Origin of the sequence: Breznakia pachnodae, from assembly GCF_030814225.1 — a bacterium.
GTDB classification, from domain to species: Bacteria; Bacillota_I; Bacilli_A; order Erysipelotrichales; family Erysipelotrichaceae; genus Breznakia; species Breznakia pachnodae.
In genome coordinates this window covers 252369-266728 of record NZ_JAUSUR010000001.1, presented here as the reverse complement: position 1 = coordinate 266728, position 14360 = coordinate 252369, and the positions used below count along the sequence as shown (strand labels likewise).

Annotated in this window: 15 protein-coding genes and 1 tRNA gene; 12 read left to right on the top strand and 4 right to left on the bottom strand. The window is 32.4% G+C overall.

Going from position 1 to position 14360, the window contains the following annotated elements; genetic code table 11:
• Positions 1 to 163: 163 nt before the first annotated feature.
• Together J2S15_RS01380 and J2S15_RS01375 are read right to left on the bottom strand one after the other, a co-directional pair.
• Positions 164 to 1837: a MutS-related protein gene (locus tag J2S15_RS01380; RefSeq protein WP_307404739.1), complete on the bottom strand. Its 1674-nt coding sequence runs from the start codon at positions 1835 to 1837 to the stop codon at positions 164 to 166.
• Positions 1838 to 1964: 127 nt separating this feature from the next.
• Positions 1965 to 2041, bottom strand: a tRNA-His gene (locus tag J2S15_RS01375).
• A gap of 202 nt (positions 2042 to 2243) precedes the next feature.
• Between J2S15_RS01375 and J2S15_RS01370 the strand changes: the two genes are divergently transcribed.
• From J2S15_RS01370 to J2S15_RS01340, 7 genes are all read left to right on the top strand, one after another.
• Positions 2244 to 3155: a DsbA family protein gene (locus J2S15_RS01370; RefSeq protein WP_307404737.1), complete on the top strand. Its 912-nt coding sequence runs from the start codon at positions 2244 to 2246 to the stop codon at positions 3153 to 3155.
• Between the two features lie 113 nt (positions 3156 to 3268).
• On the top strand, positions 3269 to 4276 hold the full coding sequence (locus tag J2S15_RS01365) for a C45 family autoproteolytic acyltransferase/hydrolase (protein WP_307404735.1): 1008 nt from the start codon (positions 3269 to 3271) through the stop codon (positions 4274 to 4276).
• 152 nt (positions 4277 to 4428) lie between these two features.
• The gene (locus J2S15_RS01360; RefSeq protein WP_307404734.1) at positions 4429 to 5805 is read left to right on the top strand and encodes a citrate/2-methylcitrate synthase; all 1377 of its coding nucleotides are present in this window, start codon (positions 4429 to 4431) and stop codon (positions 5803 to 5805) included.
• A 132-nt stretch (positions 5806 to 5937) separates the two neighbouring features.
• Positions 5938 to 6366 (top strand): MarR family winged helix-turn-helix transcriptional regulator, encoded by a 429-nt coding sequence (locus J2S15_RS01355; RefSeq protein ID WP_307404732.1) that lies wholly within the window; start codon positions 5938 to 5940, stop codon positions 6364 to 6366.
• Positions 6367 to 6436: 70 nt separating this feature from the next.
• On the top strand, positions 6437 to 6601 hold the full coding sequence (locus J2S15_RS01350) for a hypothetical protein (protein WP_307404730.1): 165 nt from the start codon (positions 6437 to 6439) through the stop codon (positions 6599 to 6601).
• Between the two features lie 121 nt (positions 6602 to 6722).
• Complete coding sequence (locus tag J2S15_RS01345) at positions 6723 to 7175, top strand: LytTR family DNA-binding domain-containing protein (RefSeq protein ID WP_307404728.1); 453 nt, start codon at positions 6723 to 6725, stop codon at positions 7173 to 7175.
• 2 nt (positions 7176 to 7177) lie between these two features.
• Positions 7178 to 7894 (top strand): LiaF transmembrane domain-containing protein, encoded by a 717-nt coding sequence (locus J2S15_RS01340; protein WP_307404726.1) that lies wholly within the window; start codon positions 7178 to 7180, stop codon positions 7892 to 7894.
• Positions 7895 to 9086: 1192 nt separating this feature from the next.
• Here the strand turns inward: J2S15_RS01340 and J2S15_RS01335 are convergent.
• The gene (locus J2S15_RS01335; protein ID WP_307404724.1) at positions 9087 to 9671 is read right to left on the bottom strand and encodes a 3'-5' exonuclease; all 585 of its coding nucleotides are present in this window, start codon (positions 9669 to 9671) and stop codon (positions 9087 to 9089) included.
• A gap of 81 nt (positions 9672 to 9752) precedes the next feature.
• On the opposite strand from J2S15_RS01335, the gene msrA reads away from it, so the two are divergent.
• From msrA to J2S15_RS01320, 3 genes are all read left to right on the top strand, one after another.
• Positions 9753 to 10274, top strand: a complete 522-nt coding sequence (gene msrA, locus J2S15_RS01330) for a peptide-methionine (S)-S-oxide reductase MsrA (protein ID WP_307404722.1) — start codon at positions 9753 to 9755, stop codon at positions 10272 to 10274.
• Positions 10275 to 10381: 107 nt separating this feature from the next.
• Positions 10382 to 11440, top strand: coding sequence for a M42 family metallopeptidase (locus J2S15_RS01325; protein WP_307404720.1), 1059 nt, complete (start codon positions 10382 to 10384; stop codon positions 11438 to 11440).
• A 12-nt stretch (positions 11441 to 11452) separates the two neighbouring features.
• Positions 11453 to 11776, top strand: a complete 324-nt coding sequence (locus J2S15_RS01320; RefSeq protein WP_307404718.1) for a GIY-YIG nuclease family protein — start codon at positions 11453 to 11455, stop codon at positions 11774 to 11776.
• Here J2S15_RS01320 and J2S15_RS01315 read toward each other — a convergent pair.
• Positions 11773 to 12183: a nuclear transport factor 2 family protein gene (locus tag J2S15_RS01315; RefSeq protein WP_307404716.1), complete on the bottom strand. Its 411-nt coding sequence runs from the start codon at positions 12181 to 12183 to the stop codon at positions 11773 to 11775. The genes J2S15_RS01320 and J2S15_RS01315 overlap by 4 nt on opposite strands.
• A 146-nt stretch (positions 12184 to 12329) precedes the next feature.
• Between J2S15_RS01315 and glpK the strand changes: the two genes are divergently transcribed.
• Together glpK and J2S15_RS01305 are read left to right on the top strand one after the other, a co-directional pair.
• Complete coding sequence (gene glpK, locus J2S15_RS01310) at positions 12330 to 13814, top strand: glycerol kinase GlpK (protein WP_307404714.1); 1485 nt, start codon at positions 12330 to 12332, stop codon at positions 13812 to 13814.
• Between the two features lie 13 nt (positions 13815 to 13827).
• Positions 13828 to 14352 carry a hypothetical protein gene (locus J2S15_RS01305; protein WP_307404712.1) on the top strand — a complete coding sequence of 175 codons (525 nt, stop codon included), beginning with the start codon at positions 13828 to 13830 and terminating at the stop codon, positions 14350 to 14352.
• The last annotated feature ends 8 nt before the right edge of the window (positions 14353 to 14360 follow it).

Genomic DNA, 14360 nt, shown 5'->3' with positions numbered 1-14360 from the left:
GACTTTGCATGGAGCTACTGCAAGAGCAAGCATAAGTATCATTTCAATTCTCCTTTCATAGATGTGTTTATAATAGCATAATTCACTTTAAATGAATAGTGGTGGTACATCTGTCAATCGATTATCAAAATAAAAAAGGGATACAGTGGTATATCCCTAGTTACTATGACCATTCTCCAGTTTTACGATAGTGGTCTGCCATTGATTGCGCATGATCAATAATATCTTTATCATAGTGACAATAATTTAACAGTTTAATCGCATTACTACCAGTAGTAATACCAGGTTGAAGCAGATAATTGAAATATATCTCATCATCTTTAACTTCTTCTTGGAAATGATAATTATCGTATAATGAGTTTAATAAGCCTGCCAGTTCCAAATCATGGGTAGTAAGACAAACGAAACAATCATTTTCTGCTAACCTTTTCAGTATGATTGTAGAAGCTGAAATTCTTTCAATCAGATTGGTGCCTTTAAATATCTCATCAATAAATAACATCGAGTACTCATCTTTCGCAGATTCATCTAACAAGCGTTTCAGCGATTTTACTTCTGCAACATAGAAACTATCTCCTGCTTCCAAATCATCCTTTAAATTCATTGAAGTATACAGTGTACATGGACGAAATTGAAATGATTTTGCCAAGCATGTATTGATTAACTGACCAAGAATAACGTTTACTGCTAATGTTTTCGCAAAGGTTGATTTACCACTTGCATTAGATCCAGTAATCATAATTTTGTTATGAATCTTATGTGTATTAGCAACAGGTTTCTTCAATAATGGGTGAACAATTTCTTCAAAGTTTACTATATTGTCATCAATAAGGGTAGGGTGACAATAATAATTTAAACTTTTTCGATACGATGCAACAGAAATTGCTGATTCAAGATATCCAATGATTTCATAAAGTTCTAATAACTCTGGAGATAGTTTACTTATTTTCTTTACAACGGATTGGTATGCTAGTGCATAGAAACCAAAATAGCAAAGAATTACAGCTAATATATTTCCAGAAGGATTCTTATTGTTACCAATTAACAAAAGATTACAAATATCAGCTAATTTACCAGTACTGTTACATTTTTTTAATAGTTCTTTCAATTGATTGGTTTCCTGACTTAACTCTGGTATGTTTTCTTTCACTATCACTCTAGCAGATTTGATTAAACTTGAAATCATTTGAATACTAAGAGTTGTATAGTAAATAACTCTAATTGCATAGATAAATAAAAACATTGAAAGAATGTAACAAATTGTGATTGCTATAACACCAAATTCGGGAGTGAAAAAGGTTAAGACAATACTTAATAAATCAATTAAGGTAACTATAAGAATAGCCTTTAATGGTAATTTAGGAAATGAATCCGTGTGATTTAATGTCTCTACTAGTTTATTACCAGTATGACGACCAATAGTATAAAAACTGTACTGTATATTCAGTCGTCTCTGCTCATCAGAATCTAATGCTTGTACGACTTTTTCAAAATGGTTAAGATTCTCATTTTTCTGTTGGCGTAAAAGACGATATAAGTATTCATCACCAACACTAGACTGCGTATTCTTTATTCGCTTGAATATAGAATCCATGCTTAAATCATTCCAGGTAATATCATCAATCATGTCACTATTACTTTGAGAACCATGACGATGGAGATTCTTCATACTATTGTAATCTCTCTCATCTAACGACCAAACGGGTGGTTTTCCATATTCATTTGCTAACTTTACTTTTATTGCTTTAATTCGACGAATATTTATAATAAAAAGAAAAATAACCAATAATAAAACTAATCCACCAATTATACAATATACCATCATTTCTTCACTCATCATCTGTCCCTCTTTTATGTAAATTTAGTATAGCATAATTTAAGACTGTATTTGAATCAAGAATGAATACAAAAAAACGTTCATATAAGTATTATCTTTAACTTAATTGAACGTTTAATTATTTATATGGGGCGACCGATGGGAATCGAACCCACGAAATGTCTGGACCACAACCAGATGTGTTAACCACTTCACCACGATCGCCATAACTTATTGTAAGCATATATGATTATACCTAAAATAATTGGCTTTGTAAATAGTAAAATTGCAGGTTCTTGATTTAAATTTATCCATCGTTATTTTTATTTGATTATGTAATTATATTCTATGCATGAGCATAATCATGGACGAACATATCTCTTCCTTATATGATGTAACTAGAATTATTATGATAGGAGGAAACAATATGGCAGAAGATAAGTCAAATACAATAATAATACAAAACTTTACAGATCCTATCTGTACATGGTGCTGGGGAAGTGAACCAGTGTTACGAAAACTAGAAACGCATTACCCTAATATAGAAATTCGATATGTGATGGGAGGTCTGGTTGATGATATACATAACTTTCGTGATGACTCTAATGATATAGGTGGTAGTGATATTGAAAGTGTCAATAAACAGATTATTACTCATTGGGAAGAAGCTGCTGAGCGTCATGGTATGCCAGTTGAGAGTAACGGTTTTGCTTTGTTCTCTAATGCTTATCCATCATCTTACCCACAAAACATTGCATATAAAGCAGCGCAAAAGATTGATCAGGAAAAGGCAGATTTATTCTTATATAACATTCGTGCAGCAAGTGCTGCAGAAGCAAAACTAACTAGCAGATTAGATGTACTTACTTCACTGGTAGATGCATCAGGACTCGATGTCAGTGCGTTTTTAGAAAATATGGACAATGGTTCTGCAGAAGGTGCATTCAAAGGCGATATGGCGTTAGGTAAAGCCTTAGGTGTACAAGGCTTTCCAACATTCTTAGTAAAGTACAACAATCAACAGGTAATGTTGCGAGGGTTTCAAGAGTTTGATACCTTTGTCTCAGTAATCAATATGATTAGTAATGGTAAATTAATACCACTACATCCACCAATTAACGATGAACATTTATTAAGTTTTATGGAGAAACATCCTCGTTTAGCTGCTGCAGAAATTATGCAGGCATACAATCTTGGAAGTCTAGATAAAGTAGATGAATGGGTAGAGCGTTTAGTTGATGAAGGAAAAGTAGAAAAGCAAGTTGCAGGTCAAAGTTATTTTATTAATAAAATAATGAACAAAATCAGTTGTGATCCGCAAACAGGCGTTTGTTTATAGGAGGTTTAAAACCTCCTTTTATTTTGAATTAAATTACCAAAAAAGTCGAAATTTTTATAGTTGTTTACATTAAATTTTTATCATGTTAGTTTGAAATCAAGGAGGAATAAACAATGTATCATCCAAGATATAAAGGAACCCATTATGAAGCAGGTTTAAAGTATGGAAAATTAATGAAAATAAATGGTGTCAACATTATGGAGTTTGCGAAACTCCCAGAAGATCAACTAACATTTGGTTTATTATGTATTAAAGAATATGAAATGTATTATCCAGAGGTGTTACAGCAAATTATAGGTCTGGCAGATGGAATGGGAATTGACAGTCAGAAGTTTGCTGCATGGTTATTTTGTATGTACTGCTATACCAATGATAATTGGTGTACCACGATGGTGTTTAAAGATGACAGCACAACGATGATGGCCAGAACCAGTGATTTTGCGACGGTAATCAAAAAACTAACAGAAAGTGCTTATTATCAGCTAGAAGATTGTTTAGCATTTGTTGCAAACAGTACTGCAATGGTGCAGATGGAAGATGGAGTAAATGAATATGGATTAGCAGTTGGGTTAAACTTTATTATCCCACACAAAATTAAACCAGGATTCAATGCAGGATTCTTAGTACGTTATTTTCTGGAGAAGTGTAAAACTGTAAAAGAAGTAATTGATGAAGTGAAAAGGTTGCCAATTGCATCTTCACAGATTATTACTGCAGTTGATCAAAGTGGAGATATGGTGGCAATTGAATGCAACTGTGAAGAGATAGCATTTCGCTATCCTGATGGTAATAAAACATTCTTAGTATCAGCAAATGACTTTATGTGTGAATCAATGCAAAAGTATAAGGTAAAAGATATAGTAGATGAAATTCATTCAAAGGAACGTTATACGACAGGAATAACAGCTCTTTCGAAGAATGATTATTCCATAGAGTTTGCGAAAAACTTATTATCAGGAACGTATGGATTTATGTGTCAATATAAAAAAGGTGCAGGATTTGATACAATCTGGGCTTCTATTTATGATATAAAACAGAAAAAAATATATCGTGCAGAGGGGAATCCATCAAGAGCAGACTTTAAAATAGATGATCGTCTTGATAAGATTTGGAATAGATAAACCTAATATAAATCTGTGAATACGGTTTCAAAAATAGAATAAAATGCAAAAAGTTACATCTTAGGTGTAACTTTTTGTAAGTTCTTTCAGAAAATGTCGATTAGGTTTTCACGAAAAAATAGTGTATAATAAAGCGTAAAGGAGGTACGATTATGTCAGATATAAACTTTTCTGAAGTAACAGAGGAGATTCAATTATTAGCTGATTTATGTCAGTGTAATAGCAATATAGAAGCTTCTTTGTATACAGAATACAAAGTTAACAGGGGACTTCGTGATTTAAATGGAAAAGGTGTGTTAACGGGATTGACGGAAATCAGCGAGATTGTTTCATCCAAAGAAATAGATGGTGAAAATCATCCATGCGATGGAGAATTATACTTTCGTGGAATTAATGTAAATGACCTGGTATCAGGTTTTACCTCAGAGAACCGTTTTGGATTTGAAGAAACGGTTTATTTATTACTATTTGGCGCTTTGCCAACAAAAGAGGAATTATCGAATTTTCAAGATTTATTAAGTACATATAGAACATTACCAACAAATTTTGTTCGTGATGTCATTATGAAAGCACCAAGTGAGGATATGATGAATACATTAGCAAGAAGTGTATTAACACTTGCTTCTTATGATGATGCAGCAGATGATACTTCAGTACCAAATGTACTGCTTCAATGTATTCGTTTAATTGCACTCTTTCCATTATTATCAGTATATGGATATCATGCATACAATCACTATTTAGCTGGAAACAGTTTAGTGATTCATAATCCACAGCCGGAATTATCTACAGCGGAGAATATTTTATATTTACTTCGCCCGGATAGAAAGTATACAGAGTTAGAGGCAAGAATTCTTGACTTGGCACTTGTTTTACATGCAGATCATGGTGGAGGGAATAACTCTACATTTACATGCCATGTAGTAACATCATCAGGAACCGATACATATTCAGCCATGGCAGCTGCACTTGCTAGTCTGAAAGGACCAAAGCATGGTGGAGCAAACATCAAAGTTGTCAGAATGTTCGATGATATGAAAAAGAAAGTAAAAGATTGGGAAAATGAAGATGAAGTTTCTCAATACTTAAGTGATTTATTAAATAAGAAGGCATTTGATAATGCAGGATTGATTTATGGAATTGGACATGCTGTTTATTCTATAAGTGATCCTAGGGCAACATTATTTAAGCAGTCAGTAGAACGTCTTGCGAAAGAAAAAGGACGTATGGATGAATTCAAACTTTACAGTGCAGTTGAAAAACTAGCACCTGAAATTATTGCAAGAGAACGCAAAGTATATAAAGGTGTTTCTGCAAACATCGATTTCTATAGTGGATTTGTTTACAGTATGTTGGATTTACCAGAACAACTGTATACACCAATTTTCGCTACTAGCAGAATTGCAGGTTGGAGTGCACACCGTATGGAAGAATTAATCAATGCAGGTAAGATTATTCGTCCAGCATATAAAGCAGTAGCTACTCGTAAAGAGTACGAATCACTTGAAAGCAGAAAGAGCAATGAGTAAATTCTCACTGCTTTTTTTATATTTTATAAGATTTAGCGAGTTTCATTGCATTTATGATTAGTTTCATGACAGGTGAATAATGTCCCTAAACATATATATTATAATTACAGTAGATGAATAGAGGTGTGTATTATGAAAATGGAAAAAGTAATCAAATGCAATGCAATCATGAATAATTTACAAGATTTGTGGCATCAAAAAATTATAGGATTTTATGAAGAGCATGAAATGAGTTCAGCAAAAATTGAAATACTAAGTATTTTAGATACAAAGGAAAAGGTTACCTTATATGAAATAGCAAGGGTTATCAGTAAACCTACATCCAATGTATCACCAACACTTAGAAAAATGGCAAATAAAGGTTTACTGACAAAGCAAGTTTCACAAAGTGATCGTAGAATCGTATATTTCATGATCAGTAAAAAAGGAAAAGAAGTATTAGATGCATCAAAACAATTCTTCGACAAGCTTGCAGATGAATTGGTTTCTGATGAAACATTATTAGATAACTTATATAATTCTTTAGATGTGTATGCTTCCATGATTAAAAAGAATGTTTAAAGTATATGAATAGATAATATCTATGAATCCTACTATAATAAGTATAGATATAAGATAGGAGGACATTCATATGACTAGGGAAGACATGGTTGCTCATATCCTTGCTGTAACCAGCGAGTACACAGTATTAGATTTAAACGCTATGAGTGAGGATGAAGTAATTGGTATTTACTATGATGTTGTTGGCATGGAAGGTAATAATAGCGAACAATATGATGATGGAGTTGATTGGTAAACAATCAACTTTTTTAATTTAAAAGAGGAAACTTGACAACTTAGTGGAAAAAAATTACCACTTGGCGAAAAACTATGGCGTAATTTTAATAGTCCGTTATAATGTTGGTAAGGAGAAAGAAATGAAAATACTTATTGAAATAGTGGATGACCTAGATGAAGAAGTAGTTGTAATCAAATGTAAAGAAATTACAAAAGATATCCAAATGATTCAAAAGCATATTTTGAACCAGAATTCTTCAAAAAAACAAATGGTCTTTTATAAAAATAATGAAGAGTATTATTTTCCAATAGAACATATTATTTTCTTTGAAACAGATGGCGATGAAGTTTTTGCTCATACTGTTGATGATGCATATAAGGTAAAATACCGCTTATATGAATTAGAAAAAGATTTACCTGATACATTTCTAAGGATTTCAAAGTCGACTATTATTAATGTACAGCAAGTTTATTCGATTCAAAAGAATATCGCAGCATCCAGTAGAGTTCAATTCCGGCATAGCCATAAAGAAGTTTACGTTTCAAGAATGTATTACAAAGCACTTAGATTTAAGTTGCAAGAGAGGAGTTAATTATGAGAAAAGGAACCAATCTATTATGGGGTTTATTCTTCCTGTTAGCAGGAGCAGCAATTGTGGTAGGTCAGTTTATTGACTTACAGGTGAATTTATTTCACATCATTATATCAGTATTCTTACTAATTTGTGCATTAGGTAATATTACTAATCGAAACTGGGTATTAGTTATTATGCCAATCGCATATGTAGTATGGATGAATCGAACAGTATTAGGAATTAGTGAATATATAAGTTTTTGGCCATTAATGTGGGCAGGAGGATTTGCTACAGTGGGACTATATATTATCTTTAGAAAAGATTACAACTACAAACGCAGATATACACGTACATTTGATCATCACGGTCGTAATGAGAGCGGAGATGCAACAGATGATGTTGTTGAATTAAGTACAACAATGTCAGGAAGTTCGCAATATCTTTATTCAACAAACCTACAAAGAGTAAAAATATCATGTACACTTGGATCACTACAAGTTTATTTTGACCAAGCCATACCAAGTGAGAATGGAACTGTTGTAGATATTAATTGTGAGTTAGGAAGTGTTGAACTATATCTTCCAAGAGAATGGAATATTATTAATAATATGTCAGCAACTCTTGGTGGAGTGGATGAAACAAGAAAGCATTCAAATTTATCTGCAGAAGAAAGAAAACATACAGTTACAATCCAAGGAAATGTAACATTAGGTAGTGTGGATATCATTTACATTTAATGAAAAAAACTCTTTCAAAACGAAAGAGTTTTTTCTGTTTTTAATTAAAATTAACCATTTCTTAACAGAGTGTTTATTGGTAATTAATAAGCCACTGTTATAGTATAGGTACACATTAAAAGTAGCATAAATAAAAGAAATTTAAATTCCTACTAAAAAAGAGGGGATTAGGGTTGCAATTTGAATTTAATGTGTTAGAATATAAATGTAGTTGAGGAAAACTACAGAGAATTACAACCTTGATATACAATTATATTAGCATGGAGTCCACCAATTAATTATTACTATTATGAGGTGGTAAAATTTAATTCTTTAATTCCTAGTAAATTGATAGGCATTATAGTTGAAATGATAGAATGATGTGTTAATATAGAATTGTAAACAAGGAAGTTTGCAAAAAATTTAGAGTCAATTGAGTCCACTTAGAGGTGGATAAAAAATTAATTCTAAATTCCTACTATTTTGGTAGGTTTAAATACCACATGTATTTTTGGAAAGGGTCATGATGGTAACTGTAGATTTTAGAATAAACTAGATAACTAGGAAGATGGAAGATAGGTAGTAATCTAATTTATTCATAAATGGATGATGGAAAGGACTAGGAAGTAGGAAAGGGTAAGGAAGAAGGAAAGGCGCATATCATATTGATTAGGAAAGGGTTATGATACGTGTTACTAAATTGGGATGAATTAGATAACTGGGGTATATCAAAGAAGATAGGATAGAGATCTAATTTATTCAAAGAATGGAAGAAGGAAAGGGCAACGGAAGATTGGAAAGGATTGGAAGTTAGGAAAGGAAAAAGTGGATGATGGGAAGGAGTACGGCTATACAGGGAAAGGGTTATAGTTTGTACTTACAGATTTGAGGTGGATTAAACAACTAAAGGAAGATGGAAGATAGGTTAGTTATTTGATTTATTCGAATTAGGAAGAAGGAAAGGTTCAGGAAGACAGGAAAGAATAGGAAGTTAGGAAAGGTTTAGGAAGAAGGAAAGGAACGCTAATCATAAAAGGAAAGGTATGATTTGTGTTATGTATTTGGGATAAACTAGATAACTGGATATATATTGAAGATAGGCTAGAGATCTAATTTATTCAAAATAAAATAAGGAAGAAGGAAAGGTATCTGACATATTTTACAGGGCTAGGAAGAACAGGAAAGGAAAAAAAGTAATCTATTTCCCCATAGATTACTTTTTTTGTGTATTCTTGTCATAGTATAGTTGATAAATGCAATTGCAGGTTTCACAATCATCAAGTGCTCGGTGTGAACCATTCGCTAAACCAAGGAAATTCTTGATTGTTTCGAGTTTGTGGTTTTCTACCCAAGGTTTAGGTATTGTTACTCTAGCCATAGGCACGGTATCAATTACTTCATTTTGAAGAAATGACATATCGCATCGATATGCTTCACCAGCAATCATCTGAATATCAAAAATTGCATTATGAGCAATTAAAGGTAGTTTTCCTACAAAATCATAAAAGTCTTTTAAAACAATATCAATGGTTGGCTGATTAACAACATCATTGTTCCTTATTCCAGTTAGTTGGGTAATAAACGAACTGATTGCTTCTTCTGGATTGATGAGCATATTAAATTCTTCAATCTTTTCAAGATTACGATATTTGATTGCACCAATTTCAATCACTCTGGATGTATATGGATCCGTTCCGGTTGTTTCAGTATCAAATACAATGTAGTCAGTTGGTAATGAAAACAATCCTTTTTCTTTATAACATCCTTTTAAACTATTTTTAGGTATATATTTTTTCATAGTAATTCTCCGATTTCATTTTACCATATTTCTATAGAAATGCGCATATGTATGTTAGAATGAAGAAAAGGAGCTATAAGTATGGAAAGAAAAATTTACCTGGCAGGTGGTTGTTTCTGGGGAGTAGAGAAGTATTTTAGATTAATAAAAGGGATTGTTAGTACAAGGGTTGGCTATGCCAATGGTACTACAAAGAGGACAACTTATGAAGATATTAAGGATACAATGCATGCCGAGACAGTAGAACTGACTTATGATGATGAAATCATTTCATTACCGTTTATTTTGGACTTATATTATGAAATAATTGATCCTACAACACTCAATCAACAAGGGAATGATATTGGTAGTCAATATCGTAGTGGAATTTATTATATTGATAATGATGATGAAACGATAATTATACAATCACTACAGCGATTAAAAAACAAGTATAAGGATCATATAGTTGTTGAAGTGGAAAAACTAAAAAACTTTGTATTGGCAGAAGGATACCATCAAAATTATCTTGATAAAAATCCTAGAGGGTATTGTCATATTGATGATAGTGTTTATGAAAGAGCAAAAGCGATAAACGAAGATCCTTATTTAGTGAATAAATAATAGAAATCACAGTGATATGTGATTTTTCTTTTTGATAAAAAGTATTTCTAGTTCTACAATTATGATAAAATAAGTAGTATAGTAAAATGGATATAAGGAGAACTGCAATGAATAAAGAGTTAGTAAAGAAATTAAGTAATGCATTTGGTCCATCTGGTCATGAAGAAGATGTGATAGAAGTAATTAATGAATTTGCTCAAGAAATCTCAGTAGAGAAGGATACACTAAAGAACGTATATCTGAATTATAATGAAGCCACTACTCTGCCAACTGTAATGTTGGATGCACATAGCGATGAAGTTGGGTTTATGGTACAGGATATTACAGATAATGGATTACTGCGTATTATTCCACTAGGGGGTTGGGTAGTAAGTAATATTCCTGCACATCGAGTGATTATTAAAACAAGAGATGGAAAATATGTAAAAGGTACAACAACTTCACGTCCACCACACTTTATGAGTAGTGCACAAAGGGAAAGGAAATTGGAGTTGGATGATATATTTGTTGATATTGGTGCATTTTCAAAACAAGAGGTTGAAGAAAAATTTCATATTACATTAGGTGATCCAATTGCTCCAGAAGTTTATTTGGAAGAAATCACAGAAACCGGATTGTTTATGGGAAAAGCATTTGATAATCGTATCGGTTGTTACTGTGTTTTAGAAACTTTAAAAGCATTAAAGGATACTGAACTGCAAGTACAGGTAACAGGCGCAATCGCTTCACAAGAAGAAGTAGGGTGTAGAGGTGCTAAAGTTACAGTAAATAAAGTAAAACCTCAATTAGCAATTGTATTTGAAGGTTCACCAGCAGATGATGTATATGATGATATTGCTCATCCACAAGGTGTATTGAAAAAAGGGCCGCAGATTCGTTATATTGATAGTGGGATGATTTCTAATCCAAAACTAATTGAGCTTGCAAGAGCAACAGCAAATGCATTTGAATTACCATATCAATGTGCTGTAAGAAAAGCTGGTTCAACAAATGGCGCAGCAATTCATATATCAGAACAGGGAGTACCTTGTCTGGTTTTAGGGATTCCTACTCGTTATGCACATACTCATTATGGATATATATCAATGGAAGATATTGATCATACCGTTTTATTGGCAGTTGCAATTATTAAACAACTTAATGAGCAGTTGATTCAAAATTTCTAGTGATTGTAGGAAATGTACTATATTTATATAATTCGCTGTCATGATAATTCATTATATACAGGCATTACCAATGATATAAAAAAACGAATGAAGGAACATTATTATAAAACAAAAGAAGGTGCAAAATATACACGTGCAAGAAATATCATTAGTTTAGAAGTGTTGTGGACTGCTGAAAACAGAAGTGAAGCATCAAAGTTAGAATATTATTTAAAACGGTTAACGAAAATAAAAAAAGAAGAATTAATTAAATATCCTTCATTATTAGATGATGAACGTTATACATTACAACCAAATATAACATTGAAACAATGTTTAGAAAAGAGCGATGATTAGTCATTGTTCTTTTCATTATAAATAAAAGCGTTTTGATCTTCTTTATTCATACAATCAAGAGGAACTTTTGCATTGCAGTAAACCTGCCAGTGTAAGATTTTATGATCGTTTGCAATTACTTTCCAGGCGGCAGGTAAATGCCAATGATTATTAGTGTTCTTATAGGTACCACTTGCATATCCAAAAACTGTGAAGATATCTTTATCATACAGTAGGTCCCGTACTTCAATATGATAATCAGGAAACAGTTTAAAGTATTCTGCCCAACCAGTTTTCATAGTTTCTTTATCTTCGCTATTATTCCAGGTATCAATGAAACAATATTCGCTATCCATCAGTTGGATAAGTCGATTTACATTATGACTATTAATTGCTTCAATATATGCTTCTACAACTTCTTTACTCATATTATACCTCCATTTATAGTAGATACTTGTTATGTATATTATAACAAATTTCATTATATTGCCACTCACATCTTTTCAAATCAGTTTACTATGTTAAAATAAAAAATAGAGAAAACGTAATTAATAGATAATCGATAGGAGGATGAATGAAACAATATATTTTAACCCTAGATCTTGGTACAACATCGATTCGAGCGATGTTGTTTAATAAGAACAGTGAAATTTGTGCAATGGAACAAAAAGAATTTACACAGTTTTTTCCTAACCCAGGTTGGGTGGAGCAAGATGCAGAAGAAATCTGGAAAGTTACTCAAACCTTAGTTGCTGGACTATTAGTAAATCATAAACTTGATTTAGATGATGTTGCGTCTATTGGTATAACGAACCAAAGAGAAACAGCAGTATTGTGGGATAAGGAAACTGGATTACCAATTTACCATGCAATTGTATGGCAATCAACACAAACCAATGAAATCTGCGAGAAGTTGATTGAACAGGGATATGAACAAATGGTGAAATCTAAAACAGGACTTCCTATTAATTCTTATTTTTCAGCTTCTAAAATTAAATGGATGTTTGATCATGTAGAAGAGGCAAAAAAGTTGGCAGACGAAAACAAGCTGTTGTTTGGCACAATTGATACATGGATTTTATGGAAATTAACTGGTAATCATGCGACTGATTATTCAAACGCATCAAGAACGATGCTATATAATATTTTTGAAAAGAAGTGGGATATTGAGTTATTGCAATTATTTCAGATACCAGAGAGTGTTTTACCTGAAGTAAAAGATACATCTGGATTGTTTGGAGTTACTAATAAGGAAGCATTTTTTCAACACGAAATACCAATCACTGCACTTGTAGGAGATCAACAGGCTTCGTTGTATGGGCATGGTTGTTTTGATAAAGGGATTGTTAAAAATACCTATGGAACTGGATGTTTTATGCTAATGAATACGAAACAGACACCAGTGATATCAAAAAGTGGGCTACTTACTACAATTGCATGGGGAATGAATGGTACAATAGATTATGCAATTGAAGGTTCAATATTTGTGGCAGGAAGTGCAGTTCAGTGGCTTCGTGATAGTCTGCAGATGATTCAGAATGCAGCAGAAAGTGAACAGTATGCGAAACAGATTGAAAACAATAATGGAGTGTATTTAGTTCCTGCTTTTGTTGGATTAGGTTCTCCTTACTGGGATCAGGATGCAAAAGGTGCTATTTTAGGTCTTACCAGGGGCAGTGGTAAAGCTGAAATTGTTAGAGCTACCTTAGAATCAATTGCATACCAGACAAGAGATGTGCTGGAAGTAATGATTCAAGAATGTGAATGTGATTTAAAAGAATTACGTGTCGATGGTGGTGCTGTTATGAATGAACTTCTGATGCAGTTTCAGTCAGATATATTAAATGTATCAATTGATGTAGCAAAACATCAGGAAACAACCGCATTGGGTGCAGCATATTTATCAGGACTGGCAAGTGGCTTTTGGGCTTCGCAAGAAGACATCCTTAAGTATCGCCAAGTACAGAGACAATATCAACCACAAATGAATCAGAAAAACCGTGAATATTACTATGAACAATGGAAAAAAGCAGTAAAAACTGTTATGATGTTTAAATAGGAGGGTTTACAAGATGGGCAGTAACAAGGACATGGAGCGAAAAGTAAAGAAATTATTTGATGGAGTAGAACGTTCTGAATTTGTAGAAGAATCAATTGAATTTTTAGAACAACAATCAAATACTACTTCACCTATTGATTATATTTTATCAATATCGAATCCAACTGAGTTTTTAGATGAATTATATTGGTATACGATGGATTTAGATGATGGTGATATTGATTTAACGAAAAAAGAACGCAATCTTGTATTTATTATGAGATTTTCAGTTCAAACGGGGAATGAAGGGATTTTAAGTTTTCTAGAGCATTTTGAAGAAGAAATTTCGCAGACAGTAAATGCATTTAATGATGCTTCAATGGTAAATGCTTTAATTTATTTAGAAAAAGGAATGGACTATCAAAAAGGCAAAAAGAAAAACGGTAAAACATCCTATGTTATCGATATTGATCATGAATATCATAGTGATCAACATAAAGAAATATTATCAAACCGACTAAAAAATTATATTAAAAATAATAGAAAAGAGTTTTCATAAAAAAGTGT

What these genes read in the sequence shown, in the direction of transcription:
- J2S15_RS01350 (WP_307404730.1), top strand. Translation starts at nt 6,437, where the DNA reads ATGACTAGGGAAGACATGGTTGCTCATATCCTTGCTGTAACCAGCGAG.
- J2S15_RS01345 (WP_307404728.1), top strand. Translation starts at nt 6,723, where the DNA reads ATGAAAATACTTATTGAAATAGTGGATGACCTAGATGAAGAAGTAGTT.
- msrA (WP_307404722.1), top strand. Translation starts at nt 9,753, where the DNA reads ATGGAAAGAAAAATTTACCTGGCAGGTGGTTGTTTCTGGGGAGTAGAG.
- J2S15_RS01365 (WP_307404735.1), top strand. Translation starts at nt 3,269, where the DNA reads ATGTATCATCCAAGATATAAAGGAACCCATTATGAAGCAGGTTTAAAG.
- J2S15_RS01315 (WP_307404716.1), bottom strand. Translation starts at nt 12,183, where the DNA reads ATGAGTAAAGAAGTTGTAGAAGCATATATTGAAGCAATTAATAGTCAT.
- J2S15_RS01335 (WP_307404724.1), bottom strand. Translation starts at nt 9,671, where the DNA reads ATGAAAAAATATATACCTAAAAATAGTTTAAAAGGATGTTATAAAGAA.
- J2S15_RS01370 (WP_307404737.1), top strand. Translation starts at nt 2,244, where the DNA reads ATGGCAGAAGATAAGTCAAATACAATAATAATACAAAACTTTACAGAT.
- J2S15_RS01360 (WP_307404734.1), top strand. Translation starts at nt 4,429, where the DNA reads ATGTCAGATATAAACTTTTCTGAAGTAACAGAGGAGATTCAATTATTA.
- J2S15_RS01340 (WP_307404726.1), top strand. Translation starts at nt 7,178, where the DNA reads ATGAGAAAAGGAACCAATCTATTATGGGGTTTATTCTTCCTGTTAGCA.
- glpK (WP_307404714.1), top strand. Translation starts at nt 12,330, where the DNA reads ATGAAACAATATATTTTAACCCTAGATCTTGGTACAACATCGATTCGA.
- J2S15_RS01380 (WP_307404739.1), bottom strand. Translation starts at nt 1,837, where the DNA reads ATGAGTGAAGAAATGATGGTATATTGTATAATTGGTGGATTAGTTTTA.
- J2S15_RS01325 (WP_307404720.1), top strand. Translation starts at nt 10,382, where the DNA reads ATGAATAAAGAGTTAGTAAAGAAATTAAGTAATGCATTTGGTCCATCT.
- J2S15_RS01355 (WP_307404732.1), top strand. Translation starts at nt 5,938, where the DNA reads ATGAAAATGGAAAAAGTAATCAAATGCAATGCAATCATGAATAATTTA.
- J2S15_RS01320 (WP_307404718.1), top strand. Translation starts at nt 11,453, where the DNA reads ATGTACTATATTTATATAATTCGCTGTCATGATAATTCATTATATACA.
- J2S15_RS01305 (WP_307404712.1), top strand. Translation starts at nt 13,828, where the DNA reads ATGGGCAGTAACAAGGACATGGAGCGAAAAGTAAAGAAATTATTTGAT.